The 18,194-nt window shown below is 38.8% G+C and carries 10 protein-coding genes; 6 read left to right on the top strand and 4 right to left on the bottom strand.

Features of this window, described 5'->3' with window-relative positions; all coding sequences use genetic code 11:
- Positions 1-18: 18 nt before the first annotated feature.
- Positions 19-8,112: a PEGA domain-containing protein gene (locus SCALIN_RS03455; protein WP_162532130.1), complete on the bottom strand. Its 8,094-nt coding sequence runs from the start codon at positions 8,110-8,112 to the stop codon at positions 19-21.
- A 501-nt stretch (positions 8,113-8,613) separates the two neighbouring features.
- Between SCALIN_RS03455 and SCALIN_RS03450 the strand changes: the two genes are divergently transcribed.
- Together SCALIN_RS03450 and uvrC are read left to right on the top strand one after the other, a co-directional pair.
- On the top strand, positions 8,614-9,081 hold the full coding sequence (locus tag SCALIN_RS03450; RefSeq protein ID WP_096892862.1) for a GIY-YIG nuclease family protein: 468 nt from the start codon (positions 8,614-8,616) through the stop codon (positions 9,079-9,081).
- Positions 9,030-10,490 carry an excinuclease ABC subunit UvrC gene (gene uvrC, locus SCALIN_RS03445; protein WP_096892861.1) on the top strand — a complete coding sequence of 487 codons (1,461 nt, stop codon included), beginning with the start codon at positions 9,030-9,032 and terminating at the stop codon, positions 10,488-10,490. The genes SCALIN_RS03450 and uvrC overlap by 52 nt, the downstream gene beginning before the upstream one ends.
- Positions 10,491-10,546: 56 nt before the next feature.
- Here uvrC and SCALIN_RS23765 read toward each other — a convergent pair whose 3' ends face one another.
- Positions 10,547-10,750, bottom strand: coding sequence for a putative transposase (locus tag SCALIN_RS23765; protein ID WP_420885414.1), 204 nt, complete (start codon positions 10,748-10,750; stop codon positions 10,547-10,549).
- Between the two features lie 415 nt (positions 10,751-11,165).
- On the opposite strand from SCALIN_RS23765, the gene SCALIN_RS03440 reads away from it, so the two are divergent.
- Positions 11,166-14,039 carry a PKD domain-containing protein gene (locus SCALIN_RS03440; protein ID WP_162532129.1) on the top strand — a complete coding sequence of 958 codons (2,874 nt, stop codon included), beginning with the start codon at positions 11,166-11,168 and terminating at the stop codon, positions 14,037-14,039.
- Between the two features lie 113 nt (positions 14,040-14,152).
- Here the strand turns inward: SCALIN_RS03440 and SCALIN_RS03435 are convergent, their stop codons facing one another.
- On the bottom strand, positions 14,153-15,682 hold the full coding sequence (locus tag SCALIN_RS03435; protein WP_203415326.1) for a dicarboxylate/amino acid:cation symporter: 1,530 nt from the start codon (positions 15,680-15,682) through the stop codon (positions 14,153-14,155).
- Between the two features lie 230 nt (positions 15,683-15,912).
- Here SCALIN_RS03435 and SCALIN_RS21565 point away from each other — a divergent pair, with 230 nt between their 5' ends.
- Positions 15,913-16,104 (top strand): hypothetical protein, encoded by a 192-nt coding sequence (locus SCALIN_RS21565; protein ID WP_133111643.1) that lies wholly within the window; start codon positions 15,913-15,915, stop codon positions 16,102-16,104.
- Positions 16,105-16,133: 29 nt separating this feature from the next.
- Here the strand turns inward: SCALIN_RS21565 and SCALIN_RS21930 are convergent, their stop codons facing one another.
- Positions 16,134-16,277: a hypothetical protein gene (locus SCALIN_RS21930; RefSeq protein ID WP_162532128.1), complete on the bottom strand. Its 144-nt coding sequence runs from the start codon at positions 16,275-16,277 to the stop codon at positions 16,134-16,136.
- Positions 16,278-16,510: 233 nt separating this feature from the next.
- Here SCALIN_RS21930 and SCALIN_RS03420 point away from each other — a divergent pair, with 233 nt between their 5' ends.
- Together SCALIN_RS03420 and SCALIN_RS03415 are read left to right on the top strand one after the other, a co-directional pair.
- Positions 16,511-17,134, top strand: a complete 624-nt coding sequence (locus SCALIN_RS03420; RefSeq protein WP_096892857.1) for an SGNH/GDSL hydrolase family protein — start codon at positions 16,511-16,513, stop codon at positions 17,132-17,134.
- A gap of 156 nt (positions 17,135-17,290) precedes the next feature.
- Complete coding sequence (locus SCALIN_RS03415; RefSeq protein ID WP_133111641.1) at positions 17,291-18,100, top strand: hypothetical protein; 810 nt, start codon at positions 17,291-17,293, stop codon at positions 18,098-18,100.
- Positions 18,101-18,194: the final 94 nt, after the last annotated feature.

The raw sequence follows: 18,194 nt of genomic DNA, 5'->3' as shown, positions 1-18,194 counted from the left end.
ATAGTCGTTATACGACATTTATAATGACCTGACAGGCTTGACAAAAGTAGCGGGTGATCCAACCGGACCCGGGGTTATAGTGCCATTTACAAATGTTACAATCCATGCATGGCCTCTATCAGATTTATCACCGGTCCAGGTGCCCCATTGTTTGTTGTCAAAGACAGGGGCTATAAAACTATCGTTCTTTGTTTCAAATTCCAATAATGATGATGCCTCCTCAATTGTGGGTAATCTCCAGTCTTTAAAGCCCGCATAACCATTTTTGTTCATTTTTTTCAACCATTTATTCGCTTTTTTAAGATTAAAATATTCTGACGACCCGGACTGGCACCACATTAAAGAGGTAGTATGATCAATGACGACATCGCCATCACCAATTGGTTTTTCCTCATAACAATGTTTGAGCTCGCTATGGCAGAGAAAAATATTACTGTTCTTTTCTCGAATCTTTAGAAATGGTAGTGACTCTATTAGAGAATCATCTATTTTGCCATAAGTAGAGCGTAGCTTAATCTGTTTTTCAGGTGGAGGACTTTTCTTGTTACTTTTTGGTTCGGTTTTAACTTCTGGAACTGTTGCCTTCTTTTTTTCTGTACTGATTTCCGGTTCTTTAATGTCTGTAATAATGTTTGCTGGTAAGGTAGCCTCGGTAGCGATACCAGCAAGGGCTTCTTCCGGCTTCTCAGTTTTGTTCACTATCTTCAGATCTGCAGATAACGAAATTTCTTTGCCAGCTTTTAGTTTAATAGTTTTTTTCCAAGAGATATGTCCGTCCAACAAAACTTCAACACTATGTGTGCCTACTATAACATCTGTTAATCGTTTAGGTGCTTTTCCGACTTCTTTACCATCTAAATTTATTATTGCATTTTCAGGATAGCTCTCAATGCTGATAGAGCCAACATTTAGTTGAAGTATTGCATTTACGCTTAATTCTTTGCCTTTTTTTATTATTACAGATTTCTTCCACTCCTCGTGTCCATCGGCCTTAATCAGTATATCATGTGCACCAACTGAAATAGAACTTAAAGTTACCGGAGTAGCTCCAACTTCTTCACCATCTATATATATTATAGATTTAGCAGGTGTGCTTTTTATGCTAATAGAGCCGGTGGATTTCTGCAGCAAAGCACGTAGTGGAATTTCCTCTGCTGCTCCAACCTCGACACTATCACTCCATTTTTCATGTCCTTCCATACTAACTTCAATCAGATACTTGCCAGGTTTTATATCAGTAATGATTTCAGGAGTAGTGCCGTACTTTTTGCCGTTAATAAGTATCAATGCACCAGATGGTTCGCTATTTATGTTGACGGAGCCTGACATTTGGCGGAGTACTGCATTAATCTGTTTAACTTTATTTGCCACGACTACAATATTCTTACTCCAGGCATTATACCTGTCCATTTTGATATCTATCTTGTGAGTTTCCGGACTTAAATCATTTATCACTGCAGGAGTGGTTCCGGATTCAATACCATCTATAAAGATTTCTGCTTGTGGTGGATCACTCTTAATGTTAATAGATCCTGTGACTTGTCGGAGCAGGGCGGTTACCGTATTCTCTTTATCTGCTGCAACTTCTATTTTTTCGCTCCATTTTTCATATCCTTTCAAACTGGTTTCAAGCAGATATTTTCCAGGTTTTATGTCAGTAATAATTTCAGGAGTAGTGCCGCGTTTCTTACCGTCTATAAGTATTGATGCACCAGATGGTACGCTGTTAATATTGACGGAACCTGTCATTTGTTGGAGTGTTGCATCAACCTGTTTAACTTTGTTTGCCACGACTTCCACATTTTCACTCCAGACACTATACCCGTCCATTTTAATATCTATCTTGTGAGTTTCCGGGCTTAAATCATTTATCACTGCGGGAGTGGTTCCGGATTCTATATCATCTATAAGTATTTCTGCTTGTGGTGGATCACTCTTAATGTTAATAGATCCTGTGACTTGTCGGAGCAGGGCGGTTACCGTATTCTCTTTATCTGCTGCAACTTCTATTTTTTCGCTCCATTTTTCATATCCTTTCAAACTGGCTTCAAGTAGATATTTTCCAGGTTTTATGTCAGTAATAATTTCAGGAGTTATGCCTGATATTTTACCGTCTATAATTATTGATGCACCAGATGGTTCGCTGTTAATATTGACGGAACCTGTCATTTGTTGGAGTGTTGCATCAACCTGTTTAACTTTGTTTGCCACGACTTCCACATTTTCACTCCAGACACTATACCCGTCCATTTTAATATCTATCTTGTGAGTTTCCGGGCTTAAATCATTTATCACTGCGGGAGTGGTTCCGGATTCTATATCATCTATAAGTATTTCTGCTTGTGGTGGATCACTCTTAATGTTGATGGATCCAGTGATTTGCCGGAGCAGGGCGGTTACCGTATTCTCTTTATCTGCTGCAACTTCTATTTTTTCGCTCCATTTTTCATATCCTTTCAAGCTGACTTCAAGCAGATATTTTCCAGGTTTTATGTCAGTAATAATTTCAGGAGTAGTGCCTGATATTTTACCGTCTATAATTATTGATGCACCAGATGGTTCGCTGTTTACACTGACAGAGCCTGTTATTTGTTGGAGTGCAGCATCAACCTGTTTAACTTCGTTTGCCACGACTTCCACATTTTCACTCCAGACACTATACCCGTCCATTTTAATATCTATCTTGTGGGTTTCCGGGCTTAAATCATTTATCACTGCGGGAGTGGTTCCGGATTCAATACCATCAATGAAGATTTCGGACTGTGGCGGATCACTCTTAATGTTGATGGATCCAGTGATTTGCCGGAGCAGGGCGGTTACCGTATTCTCTTTATCTGCTGCAACTTCTATTTTTTCGCTCCATTTTTCATATCCTTTCAAACTGGCTTCAAGTAGATATTTTCCAGGTTTTATGTCAGTAATAATTTCAGGAGTTATGCCTGATATTTTACCGTCTATAATTATTGATGCACCAGATGGTTCGCTGTTTACACTGACAGAGCCTGTTATTTGTTGGAGTGCAGCATCAACCTGTTTAACTTCGTTTGCCACGACTTCCACATTTTCCCTCCAGATACTATACCCGTCCATTTTAATATCTATCTTATGCGTTTCCGGGCTTAAATCATTTATTATTGCGGGAGTGGTTCCGGATTCAATACCATCAATGAAGATTTCGGACTGTGGCGGATCACTCTTAATGTTAATGGATCCAGTGATTTGCCGGAGCAGGGCGGTTACCGTATTCTCTTTATCTGCTGCAACTTCTATTTTTTCGCTCCATTTTTCATATCCTTTCAAACTGGCTTCAAGCAGATATTTTCCAGGTTTTATGTCAGTAATAATTTCAGGAGTAGTGCCACGTTTCTTACCGTCTATAAGCATTAATGCACCAGATGGTTCGCTGTTAATATTGACGGAACCTGTCATTTGTTGGAGTGTTGCATCAACCTGTTTAACTTTATTTGCCTCGACTTCCAGATTTTCACTCCAGACACTATACCCGTCCATTTTAATATCTATCTTATGCGTTTCCGGGCTTAAATCATTTATTATTGCGGGAGTGGTTCCGGATTCTATATCATCTATAAGTATTTCTGCTTGTGGTGGATCACTCTTAATGTTAATAGATCCTGTGACTTGTCGGAGCAGGGCGGTTACCGTATTCTCTTTATCTGATCCAACTATTACGACTTCACTCCAGTTTTCAAATCCGGCTTTTTGGATTTCAATTTTGTGTTGACCGGGGTTTAATGTTTTTATAGTTTGAGGCGTTGCTCCAAATTCTTTATTATTAATGAAAATAGTTGCATTTGATGGTGTACTTTCTATATTTACTATACAGGACGTTTGCTGAAGTGTGATTGATAGCTCAATTTTCCTTCCCGCCTTAACTTCTACATAGTCACTCCATACCTCCAAACCCTCCTTAATAACTTCAACATGGTGTGTACCAGGCTTTATGTTCCTTATGTGTTCGGGTGTGGATCCGCTTATGTTGCCGTTTACACTTATTGTAGCGTTTGTTGGCTCGCTATTGATGTTTATGGACCCCTTCATTTCCTGGAGTACGGCTGTTAAGTTAGACTGTATACCTGCTGTTATAACTACATTTTCACTCCAAATCTTATACCCTTCCATTTTTAGTTCTACTATATGAGCGCCATCTTCTATGTCATCAATAGTTGCAGGAGTAGTGCCGGAATCATCACCGTCTATAAGTATTTTTGCATTTGATGGTTCACTTATAATAACAATTGATCCAGGTTTTAATTGAAGCAACGCCTTCAGGTTAGTTTCTTTACCTGGTTCAATCTCAATATTTTTACTCCATGTTTGATACTGATCAAGTTTCACTTCTATTGCATAATTTCCTGGTTTTAAATCATTGAATGTCTTGGGAGTCTTTCCAGCTTTTTTATCAAATATAAAGATTCTTGCATTTGATGGTCTGCTAGTTACGTTTAAGGAACCATTTTGCACTTGAAGTGTTTTGGTAAAAATGTATTCTCTTCCTGCTTTAACTTTTATCATTTTCATCCATGAAACATAACCGTCCATCCGGATCTCTACATTATGCATTCCTGTTTTAATGCCGGTTAAGATTTCAGGAGTTTTACCAACCTCTTTTCCATCTAATAAAATCATTGCTCCTTTCGGTTCACTTTCAAGATCTATTGAGGCGGTTATAGAGCGAAGCATAGCTTTTAATGAAATCTCTTTTCCCTTTTTGATATAAACTACTTTTCTCCATTCCGCATATCCTTCCTTCCTGACTTCAACCTGATGTGTGCCGATAACAACTGATTCCATAGTGCATGGTGTTGTGCCAATGTTTTCACCATCTAAATATGCTACTGCTTCCGATTGATTACTATTGATACTGATAGAACCGGTAATTTTTGAGAGCGATGCAGATAATGCAATTTCCTTGTCACTATTTACCTCTACACCCTTACTCCATATATCATATCCTTCCCTCCTTACTTCTATAATATGTTTTCCTGGCACAATATCAGTTAATGTTTGAGGTGTGTATCCGGCTTTTTTGGCATCCAGGAGAATCATCGCATTTGTCGGTTCGCTGGTGATACTGACAGAACCGGATTTTATTTCCAGATCTGCCATTACACTGGTTTCAATACCAGGTTCGATGTTAATACTCTGGTTCCAGACTTTGTATCCTTTAATTCTGAGTTCCACCTGATGCTGTTCAACGCCACGACCTTCAACTGTTTTTGGAGCAGTACCGATTTCTTTACCGTCTATAAATATTAATGCTTTTGAAGGAGTACTATCGATAGATACTTTTCCCGGTTTTATTTGGAGTTCTACAGTTACATCAATTTCCTTTCCAGGATTAATATTAACTCTCTCACTCCATACTTCATACCTGTCTATTTTGACTTCTATTAAATGATCGCCAGTAGTCATTCCAGTAATAATTGCAGGCGTTTTGCCAGCTTCTTTGCCGTCTATGTAAATAACTGCATTTGAAGGTTTGCTGTTTATATTGGCAGTAGCCGCTATTTCAATAAGCTTTGGATTAAAGGTGTTTTCTTCACCTGCCTTTATTTTTATCGTCTTATTCCATGATAGATAGCCGTCCTTTTGTATTTCTACTTCATGTATACCAATGTTAACTCCTGGCAAACTCATGGGAGTGTGACCAATTTCTTTGCCATCCAAAATGATTATTGCATCAGGGGGACTACTCATAATATTTATAGTACCTGTTAGTTCCTTGAGTGTTGCTGTTAATCTGCTTTCCCTGCCTCCTGTCACCTCTACACTTTCATTCCAGTTTTCATGTCCTGCTAATCTCGCTTCCACAAGGTGTCTACCTGGGCTCATATTATGTATGGTTTCAGGTGCTTTTCCGGTTTTTTCCCCATTAATGTAAATCATTGCACCTGTAGGTGAACTGTTGATGATGATTGAGCCGTCCTGCACTTGCAGGACAGCTGTTAAGGCCGTTTCCTTGCCCGGTTCTATCATTACATCCTCATTCCAGTTTTCATACCCGTCTTTCTTTATTTCTACATTATATGTTCCCGGGCTTGGGTCAGTAATGATAAGAGGAGTTGTTCCAACTTCTTTACCATCTATTAACACCTCTGCAATTGACGGTTGGCTTTTGATACAAACAGGCCCGGCTTTTAATTGAAGTACTGCCTTCAAGGAGGATTGGTTAGTTTTTACAATCTTTATGCTTTCACTCCAATTTTCAAACCCTTCTTTTCTAATCTCTACAAGGTGGTTTCCAGGGTCAGGGCCAGTAATGATTAGTGGCGTTGTGCCTGTTTTTCTTCCGTCTATCAAGATTGTCGCGTCTGATGGTTCGCTGTAAATACTGAGAGAGCCTGGAATTGATTGAAGTGCGGCAGTTAATGAAGTTTCTTTACCTTGAACAATATATACTTTTTCTTTCCAGCCTTCATACCCATCCTTCTTTAATTCAACATTGTAAGTACCTGGATTCAAGTCAGTAATGGTTGCCGGAGTATTCCCTGATTCAACCCCATCAAAAAGTATTATTGAGTTTGACGGTTCACTTTTTATATTGATTGAGCCAGTTAGTTTTCGAAGAACGGCAGTTATGCTACTTTCCTTGTCGACGTTTGCCTCTACACTTTCAGTCCATGTTTCATACCCTTTCATCCTGATTTCTACAATGTGCTTGCCGGGCTCCAGATCGGTTATCTTAGCAGGTGTATTTCCGGACTCTGTGCCGTCGATAATAACCATTGCATTAGAGGGTTCACTCTTTACATTAAAAGTGCTGACTAATTTTCGGAGTACAGCAGTTATGTGGTTCTCTTTGTCTGCGATAACTTTTACACTCTCACACCAGTCTTCGTACCCATTAATCTTGGCTTCTACCTGGTAAGTGCCGGGTTTTAAACCGTTTATCTTCTCAGGAGTTGTCCCTGTCTCTTTTCCGTCTAATAAAATTGATGCACTTGATGGTTTACTATTAATATTGAGAGACCCTGTTTTTGGCTGTAGGGTTACAGTTAAGGATTTTTCTGTACCAGGCTCGATATGTACATTTTCTTTCCAGATATCATATCCGTCCATCCTTACTTCTATAATATGTTTACCTTTTGCACTGGATATTATAATTTCAGGAGTGGTGCCAATTTCCTTACCATCAACGAAGATAATTGCGTTTTCCGGATCACTTTCTATCATTAAAGTTCCGGTACTTCTTTGAAGCATTGCTGATATGGTGTTCTCATTTCCCGCTTCAATGTTTACCGTCTCACTCCATACGTCATAATCTTCCATTTTGAGTTGTATTTCGTGAGTACCGGGAATTATAGATTGTATCCTGTGGGGAGTTTCACCTATATATTTACCGTTTAAATAGATCCCGGCATTTTCAGGCTTACTATTAATACTGATAGATCCGGTCTTTCTCTTTAGTATTGCTGTTAATAACCTTTCCTTGCCAGATTCAACATTCACACTTTTTTTCCAGATGTTAAACCCTTCCATCTTAACTTCTACAAGATGTGTACCGTGTGGAATAGACTGTAAACGTGCAGGAGTTGTGCCAATTTGTATACCATCCAGAAATATTCTTGCCTTCGTTGGCTCACTGCCTAACGAGATAGATCCATATTTTGATATAAGTTTAGCGGTTAAAGATAACTTCTTTTCCGCTTCTATTTTTACCTCTTTATTCCATATTTCATACTTGTCAAGCTTGAGTTTAATTTTATATTTCTCCGGTTTTACATTTTGTATAGTTTCCGGAGTTCTGCCTACAATTTTGCCATTAATGAAAATCTCTGCATTTGTCGGTTCACTGGTTATCATTAGAGATCCATCTCTCCCTTGTAGCATTGCAGTTAAGGATGATTCTCTATTAGCCATAACCTCCACACTTTGATTCCAGGTATAATATCCATCTGTTTTGATTTTTAATTTATACTTGCCTGGAAGAATCTGAGTTATGATAGCCGGAGTGACACCTATATTATCACCATCCAGGTAAATCTCTGCTGAAGGTGGCTCGCTCTTAACAACAATTGATCCTGTATTTACCTGTTTTGGTGGAGGTGAAGATGGAGGTAAGGTTTCTTCTGGTTCAATTACTGAAGGCATTTGTGAGATCTCATCGGTTTTATCTTTAAACTCACATTTAGAGCATTTTGGATAATGAGACTTTTGTCTTCCTCGACATATGAATATATTTATTTCATACCTTTCTCCGGGACAATGACGGTATGGTTTTTTGGTCTTGCTTTCCATATTATAGCTTGAAATAATGTGTCAATAAGACACTATTTATTATTATTTGCCAGAGCATCTGTTATAAGGTATACATAATTTATAGTAGCTATATATAACGCTGATATAATAGCATGTTTGATGCTGAGATTACTACTATGTTATTATAATAACCTTCTATATTATAAAGTGTTATGAAACAATAAAAAACTGTAATCACTAAAACATGTGCTTCAAAAAACATTTTATCAAATACAATTTCTGAGCGCAAGCATCACATTGTATAGTTTTTATACATTAGTTCTTCCCGGGATGTACCTCGATAATTTGTTATATACAGATGCCAGATTATTTAATATTTAACTATTTTTTAAAATGATTAAGATTGAAAACAGTAAACTATTAACAAAACTGAAGACGATTCCTACCGGAACCGGGGTATACATGATGAAGGATGTTAGAGGAGAAGTCATTTATGTTGGCAAGGCAAAGGTTCTTAGAAACCGTGTAAGGAGCTATTTTCAGAGTTCAGGTGATGAACGGTTGTTTATAAAGTTTCTTGTAAATAGAATTGCTGATATTGACTTTGTTTTAACTGACACTGAGAAAGAGGCCCTCATACTTGAAAACAACCTGATCAAGCAATTTAAACCAAGGTTTAACGTAAATCTCAGAGATGACAAGACGTTTGTGTCCATAAAACTTGATATGGACCAGAAGTTTCCCTATCCGGTTATTGTAAGACAGATAGACTCTCCAGCAGATAAAGGAAAGGGGTTAAAAAAAATAATATTCTCTATTTTGGACCATACTCTTCCTCAAGAGCAGTTCGAGAAACATTGAGGTATGTTAATAGTTTATTTCCAATCAGAAAATGTTCACATAATGTCTTTAAAAGCAGAGTAAGACCATGTCTCTATCATCAGATAGGAAAATGTTTGGCGCCGTGTTGTGACATGGTGGACGAAGCAGCGTACAAAGAGTTGATAAATGAGATTATTCTGGTACTGAAAGGTAAAAATGCTGAGTTGTCAAAAGTATTAAAAAAGAAAATGACTGATGCATCTGCCGCATTGAAGTACGAAAAAGCTGCAAAATTCAGGGACCGTATTTATGCCATAGAAAAGACAGTTGAGAGCCAGAAGATCAGCACACTTAAGTTTGTAGATAGAGATGTATTTGGATACTTTGGTAAGGGGAACAGCATACAGATACAGGCAATGTTTATACGAAACGGTAATTTGGAGGATGTTGCGTCATACAGGTTTTCAACTATTAACGATACATTAAGTAACGTTTTCTGTTCGTTTCTTAAACAATTTTATATCAGAACAAGATTCATTCCTGACGAAATTTTGATGCCGGTCGAGAGTGAAGATAAAGAAGTTCTGGAAGAACTGTTAAGTGAGAAAAAGGGACACAAGATAAGGGTAATATGCCCGAAAAGGGGAGAGAAGCATAAATTACTTGAAATGGCAACAAAGAATGCTGAAAATGCGTTTAAAATTCGTGAAGATTCAAGTGATGGTATCGAATCGGCACTGGCTTCATTAAAGAAAAAACTTGGCCTGGCAAACATACCGAAAAGGATGGAATGCTTTGATATATCAAATATCGGTGGAAAACAGGCAGTCGGATCAATGACTGCTTTTGAAAATGGTGTTCCTGTAAAGAGTAAATACAAGAGATACAAGATTAGATCTGTATCACAATCTGATGATTACGCAATGATGTATGAAGTGTTGACGAGAAGGTATACAAGGGCATTCAAAGAGGATGATTTTCCGGACCTTACGGTTATTGATGGTGGGAAGGGTCAACTGGGAATAGCCAGAAGGGTATTTGACGAGCTTGGTGTTGACAGGGTAGATGTAATAGCGCTTGCAAAGGGAAGGAAGAAAGCGGCAGAACGAGACGGGCCAGATCAGAAGCTGGATGAGCGCATTTTTGTATGCGATAATGAGGGTTCGATTGTGCTGGATCAGGACTCTTGCGAGTTAAAACTTCTGGTAAACATTCGTGATGAGGCTCACCGTTTTGCAATTGCTTATCATAAGAAGCTGAGGAAAGAGCAGTACTACAAATCACCACTTGATAAAATTGTCGGTATCGGACAGGTTAAGAAGAAAAACCTGTTTAAATATTTTGGCGATTTACGGAACATTCGAGAAGCTTCATTAGATGACCTGGCGAAGGTTAAGAGTATCACAGCTAAAGACGCAAAGAATATACAAAGTAGTCTGAAAAATTAGCTGTACACCTGTGGATCTTGCTATTTTTATATCGTTCGTTAGTATTTCATTGTTCTTCAGAAAGAGGTAAAGCGTATACCCAGGATAAAACATTGTCTAAGTTTTCTGCCAGGTTTTCCTGACACCATCTCTTCCTCTGTGTGTTGTTGTCGAACATCCTTCAACAAGCGAGGCACAATTTCGCTCCTTAAAATATCAACCAACCTTGTAGTGAATGGAGTACTGATAACAAAAAATGACTGCCCCTGTTGATCGTCTATTCAATAATCTTAGATTCCACGCAAACATAACCGTTCCCTTGGTAAATAGCGACAGGACAGTTTTTCATTTAACATGAGATCAGGTTTTCTGAAGCTGCTATAATTGTTGCCCTAGGAATTTCAGTACGGAATTTAGACCATCGACCTCTTAAGCTTTGGCACACACATTGCTCGTAGTTTAAGAACGTAATCTAAAACTGTTGTTATAAGTATTTTACTCTTAAGAGTAAGTACTGATGTTCCAATTTGATACGGTTTGGTGTTCTGATTTTCTACAAATTTATGCAATTATCAATGCAAAATTTTCAAAATTATTACATGATTTAGAGGACACAAATATGTATTTATCAGGAGCGGTCCAGGGGTTTAATTTTATCTTTATTTATTTCAAATTATTACAGGAGTTTTCATGTATATGGACGTATCCCAACAAGAATTGCAGCAAAGATCTCAAGCACATGAAAGGTACATTGAATTGAAAGCGGTGTTGTCTGGCTCTCTTTTTGTGATTGCCCTGGTTATAATGACTGGGTTGGGGAGCACTTCAGTATTTTCAGCACCTCAAGGCAAATCGACGTTTCCGATTATTTCTATACCGGAAAATACCAAAGGCGAACGTGCCATTGAAGTACTGGCACATAAACTGCCGGAAGTGGCTGCCTGGTATGGAATGACACCTGAGCAATTTTCTACCATGATGCGTCAAGATCATACTGCAAGGATAGATAAAAATGGTAGATTATTATTCATTGAAGAAAAACCAGAACTTACAGTTGAGGAATATTCTGCTCCACTTGCCGAACAGTCTTTTTCTTATGATAAAACCTTTAAACTTCACAGTAAGCCTGGCTCTAAACGCGTCATTTATCTGGACTTTAATGGACACACACTTTCGGGCACTGCCTGGAATCTCAGTTATGGAGATACTATTGTTGCTAAACCATATGATATAAATGGTGATACGTCAACGTTTAGCAACGCTGAGATGGATCTCATCCAGAGTGCGTGGCTGCTGGTTGCTGAAGATTATGCACCATTTGATGTGGATGTTACGACAGAGGACCCTGGTCAAGATGCAATTACACGAAGTGATAACGGTGATGAAAGATACGGAACGCGAGTTGTGATGACGGTTGATGATTTTGCAGGTTGTGGTTGTGGTGGATTTGCGTATGTGGGTGTCTTTGATTATGTGGGAGATTACTTTAAGACGGCGTTTGTTTTCAACACGGGCCTAAAATATTTAGCAGAAGCTGTTTCCCATGAAGCTGGTCACAATCTTGGTTTAGGCCATGATGGTACAATTAATGGCTCTTCATACTACAGCGGTCATGGAAGTGGAGTCACAGGATGGGCCCCGATCATGGGTGTTGGATACTATCGAGAATTAGTGCAATGGAGCCAGGGTGAATATGCAAATGCCAATAATACACAAGACGACATTCAGGTCATCAAGAACAATGGTCTTCAACTTATGGTTGACGATCACGGAAATAGCGTAATAACCGCCACTTCGCTTGATAGCACAACAGACGGTACCACGGTTACTCTAAGTGGCAAAGGTCTCATTGAACAAAGAACTGATGTGGACGTATTCAGCTTTGTGAGTGGCAATGGAGATGTATTGATTACTATCGATCCTTCATCACTAAGTCCCAATCTGGATATTGAGGCGGGCCTCTATGATGGAAGTGGAAACTTGATCAGGAGTTCTAACCCGGCAAATAGCCTGAATGCGTCATTTAATGTACTGGATTTGCCTGCGGGAGAATATTTTGTCATGCTCAAGGGTGTCGGGAAAGGCGACCCATTGGTAACAGGTTATACAGATTACGCAAGTTTGGGTAAGTACACGATAAGCGGAAATGTTCCCGATCCAGGTGGTATGGAACCTCCTGTAGCCATGGCAACCGCTGGTCCCACAGTAAGTGGTTTTGCACCGCTTACTGTAAACTTTTACGGCAATGAGTCATTTGACGCCGACGGAAACATTGTAAGCTACGTATGGAATTTTGATGACGGTAGTAGTCCTTCCCTGGATATAACCCCCACGCACACATACTATGCCCCTGGCAATTACATGGCAACTCTGACTGTAGCTGATAATGACGGCCTGACAGACAGTGCAAATGTAACCGTTACGGTTGATAACAAGGCTCCTGTTGCAATGATAGTGGCTGGTCCTGTCACTGGTTCTGTACCATTAGTAGTTAACTTTGACGGTTCCGGGTCCTATGATCCTGATAATCCAAATGGAATGGTTGTGGCTTATTCCTGGGATTTTGGTGACGGTGGCAGCTCAACTGCATTACAACCGACACACACATACACTATAGCCGGAAGTTATGCATCAACACTTACTGTAACAGATGATCGTGGTGACTCAGGATCAGAAACAACAAATATTACTGTAATCGGGGGAGTAAATCAGGCGCCAAATGTGGATGCTGGATCTAATCAGGTCATTGACTTACACGTCAGTGCTGTCCTTGATGGTACTGTAACGGACGATGGATTGCCAAATCCACCGGGATTAGTGACAACTACATGGAGTAAAGTGAGCGGTCCCGGGACAGTAATATTTTCAGATACAAGTACCGTTGACACAACTGCAGATTTCAGCGAAGAGGGTACTTATGTGCTGCAACTGAAGGGCTACGATGGTCAGCTTAGTACCAGGAGTACAGTGACGATTACGGTCAATCCGGTAGGGGAAACGACAATCACGCTTACTTCTATCGGTGCTGAGGATGGCTGGGTACTGGAATCCTCGGAAAATAGTAATGTGGGCGGCAAGAGATCCAGTACAGGCGCTGGAAGCCGTTCTATACGATCTGGAGATGACAGGAAAGATCGCCAGTATAAATCTATCCTCTCCTTCGACACTTCTGTGATCCCGAATGGCGCAAAAGTCCTTTCCGCCACCTTGCGCTTAAGGAGGGGAAAGGTATCTGGTACCAATCCATTTGGAACTCATGGTGTATGTCTAGTGGATGTAGCAACTGGTGGATTTAGCGGAAATACGTCACTGCAGAATGGTGATTTCGAAGCAGCGGCTTCAGTGTCACGTGCTGCGACATTGAGCAATGCAGCAAGCAATGACAGCTGGTCGATTGCGGAATTGGGGTTAGCAGGTCAGGGAGCAATCAACATGACAGGCAAAACCCAATTTCGTGTTTATTTCCAACAGGATGACAATGACGATCGTGTTAATGACAACATCGGTTACTACTCAGGTGAAAATCGCAATTCTACCAACCATCCACAGTTGATAATTACATATAAGTGATTGATTGGTCGGTACGCTAGCCCGGGAGAGGCCCGGGCTAGCACGAATTACAGAGTATAAGAACAGGGTCAGGTCAAGGGTAAAGACCTGATTCCTATCATTGACAACTTTATTTATGTAGTACTCATTTTCAGTTTATGTTCAGATTCTAAACCGGCGTCAATAAATGCTGCTCCTATGGAATCTCCCCAAACGTTTATAGTCGTCCGGCATCTGTCCAGAAACCAGTCAATCATGAGTATCATGGAAATACCTTCGATCGGCAAACCTACCGCTTCTAATACTATTACCATTGTTACCAGTCCGGCTTCCGGTATGCCGGCAGCGCCAATAGCGGCCAGGGTAGCTGTTAAGAATATTATAAACAGATGTCCCGTGCCTAAATCAATACCGTATAATTGTGCGATAAAGATCGCGGCAACCGCTTCATATAAAGCAGTTCCATCCATGTTGATAGTAGCTCCCAGAGGTAAAACAAAACCAGCTGCTTTAGGAGAAATTTTGTTATTGTCTTCAGTGCATTTTATTGTGACAGGGAGAGTTGCAGAGCTTGATGCTGTGCTTAATGCGGTTAAAAGAGCGGTACTCATTCCTCTCGCATAATTTATAATATTTCTTTTTGCTAAGAATTTTAAGATCAGGGGAAGAACAATAGTTGCATGAATTAATAGTCCGGCCATAACAGTAACAGCATAATATGCAATTTTCTTGAATTCGAGCCCAAACTTTTCTATTCCACCCGCAGCGCCTAGTTTTCCAGCTATTAAGCATGCAATCCCCAAAGGCGCTATAAGCATTAATAATTGTACAAATTTAAGAATTGTTTCATTAGCACCAATAAAAAAATCAATGACAGGCTTTCCCTGTTTGCCAAGTGTTGTCAGGATAGCGCCAAATATCATAGAAAAAACAATTATTGGAAGAATTTTAGTCTCTGCCATAGCTCTGACAATATTATTCGGGGCCAGACCTAGTAACACGTCCTTCAAAGTTTCACCAATTGTTTGTCCCTGTTTATCAATAACTTTATTCGACAGTGATAAATCAAAGATAACTCCCTTGCCTTTTGCCGACGGGGTTGCATTTACGGGTTTATGGTTTGATTCGTCCTCTTTAACCCAATTGCTTACAATAATTGTTTTCTCATTACTATTACTTCTGATGTTTCCTCTTATATCATTCTGGTCTTTAAGGATGATCATATACCTTTCATCAAACTTTTTTGTTAGCTGACCTTTTTTGAATGTAATCTCATTTCCCTCTATGGTGTAAAATAACTCTGAAAAATTGAAACCTCCACGAAGTCTGAGTTGCTCTTCTTTCGTATCAGCTTTTCCGGGGCCAATAATAACTACTAGAATAATCCCTATCAGGACAGAGATGCTGGTTGTTACCATATAATAAAGTATAGTCTTTCTTCCCAATCCTCCCAGTTTCCTGATATCTCCCAGGCCGGTAACCCCTGCAATCATAGATGTGATGACTAAAGGAACGACAAGCATTTTCAGGTATCCAATAAAGAAGTCGCCTATAAATGCTATTGCCCCCCCAGTTTCAGGAAAAAATCCACCAATAGCTATACCGAAAACTATTCCTGCAATCATCAGATATAGTAATATTTTCCCAAATTTTCCACCTGTCATAAAATCTCCTTAAGATTATAAATCATGATTTTGCCAATATATCATGGTAATTAGTAATGGTCAAACCCAAAGCCAGATCTCCAATTCATATTCTGACTCGCTATATATGTTTATTGAACAAGACTACCTGTTTAACAACAATCCAGGTTAAAATGTTAAAAAAATCACAAAAAAACCTGAAAGAAATTAATCTATTGTATTTATCTTTGTTGATTTGCAGTGTTTCTCGTGTGAAAATAACAGACCATGTCCTGAGAGATTCTTATCGTTTGATGCGGTTCTTTGTGGAATCATCGGACGGTGATCAAGGTGTTACGGGAAGTGTCCAAACGCTAAAAGCGTATATTGATAGTATCACAGGCGGTGATGGAGACACGATTATGCTTGTTCCTGGCACTTATATTAGATTCTGCAACCAGTGAGATACTAAAAAGAATTTCTCAAGAAGATACTAACCAGGTAAAATTTTCCAATCGAGATCTGAAATATGACGTTTAAGTACTTTAATGTTTTCATTATCCGGATCGTTAGCTTCCAAGTATTTAATGCGTTGTTTAATAGCTTCAATAAGAGTTTTTGGTTTTTCTTCAATCATTTGTATATTTTTTAGATGATATTTTTTTAAATAAGCCACGAATTTCAAGCATAGCTTTAGTATATTTTTCTATCCTGTATTATCGGTATTTTGACCATATTCTTTAGAAAATTCTGTATGAAAATTGAAATTGATAATTCTCAACTGATAAATTATATTGTTGAGAATCTGGTTGCAAGACTTAAACCATTACTTTACAGCTCTCATGATTTATAAAGAAAAATTCACATTCTATGGATAATTTATTTAAAAAGAACGCCATAATACTTTTTCAAGGTGACAGTATTACAGATTGTGGTAGAAACAGAGATGATCCGGATGATCTTGGAGATGGATACACCAATCAGATAGCGCGAACGCTTTCAGACCGGTATTCACAATGTAGTATAAGGTTCATAAATCAAGGGATCAGTGGTGACAAAATAAGGGATCTTAATATCCGTTGGGAAAGGGATTGTATTGACATTAAGCCTGACCTATTATCTATTCTGATAGGCGTAAATGATACACTGATCACACCGGCTGTACAGTTTGAAAAAGAGTACCGAACGCTCTTGAACCGGACAACAAAAGCAATGGATTCCAGGATAATATTATGTGAACCATTTCTCCTGCTGGAAGATAATAATATTTACAGAAATGATTTAAATCCTAAGATTGAAATAGTACAAAAACTTTCAGAAGAATTCAGTACTCTCTTATTACCACTGGATAAAATCTTTCGTGAGTCCTGCTCACTGCACCCACTGAAATATTGGGCGCCTGATGGCGTACATCCTACACCGGCAGGACACGCGTTAATTGCACAATCATGGATTGAGTATGTTGACAAAAACCTTTCTAATTATAAATACTGAAATTTCATAAGATGTTTCCGATAATATATTATTGTGTTTTTCAAAATTCATATATATAATTCATTGTTAAAGGTACGAAATTTAAAGAAAGATAATTTTATAGTTAAGACGTCTGTACCGCAGGCGGCTTTTGTTATATATAAAGGTAGGTTAATAATGTTCAAAAATTCACTATTAGCAGCTATGATTCTCCTGTTTACAAGTCCTGCTTTTGCCCTTGAAAATAGGACTAAACAGGTTTTAGAAACAACAGACTTTAGTGTTGAGACGGTACTTAATGATGTGTATGCACTTGTTGATTCTGAACATGTAAATTTGTTTGATCAGAGGAATGAAGAGATGGACAGCGCGCTTATGGCACTTTTTGATATGTCTATTCTCCGGTCCAAGCTTGAACAGTTTTATACCATGCTTTATTATATTTCCAGTTATGCGACAATTGAAAAAGATGAGTTCACCATTGATCGAGATTTGACTATCAAACTTCTGATTTCAAGTAGAGTTTTCACAGATAAAGAATTCCCACAAAATATTTCTAATGTTTACCTGTCCAGAAAAAATAGAAAAAAACCGTTCTACAAAGTTTCATTCAGCAGCGATAGGGTTGAGCTTGGTTTGAATTTTGGTGATGGCTATGGAATATCAAAAGTTGGAATGGAACAGGAGGCACAGGCGCTGGTTTTTTACGGAGCATTCTCTTTTAAACTGAGGAAAAAGGGGGAAAATGTGGAAGCATATGATTTTGACGGTGTCGATCTTTTTGGTAATTTTGGTGCACGAGGAATTGTTAATGTTGATATAAATTATGTTGCTGTCAAGTCTGTAGAATTCCATAAAGCGTCAGAAATGGCTCTTGTTAAAGCAAAGGTGTCCAGGAAAGAGTTTGAAATAAACAAGCATACATGGCTGCTTAGCCTCGTTACAAAATTTGTTACTGATAAATCACTACAGCCTCTTGACTGGTAAGGTTAGAGTCCTGATTAACAGGTCATTCTATTAATAGATAAATAGAATTCTATTGTATGTCTCACTCCTTCAAGACTGATACAAACATGATCTC

The organism is Candidatus Scalindua japonica (assembly GCF_002443295.1).
GTDB lineage: Bacteria > Planctomycetota > Brocadiia > Brocadiales > Scalinduaceae > Scalindua > Scalindua japonica.
This window is presented reverse-complemented; position numbering and strand designations above follow the sequence as displayed.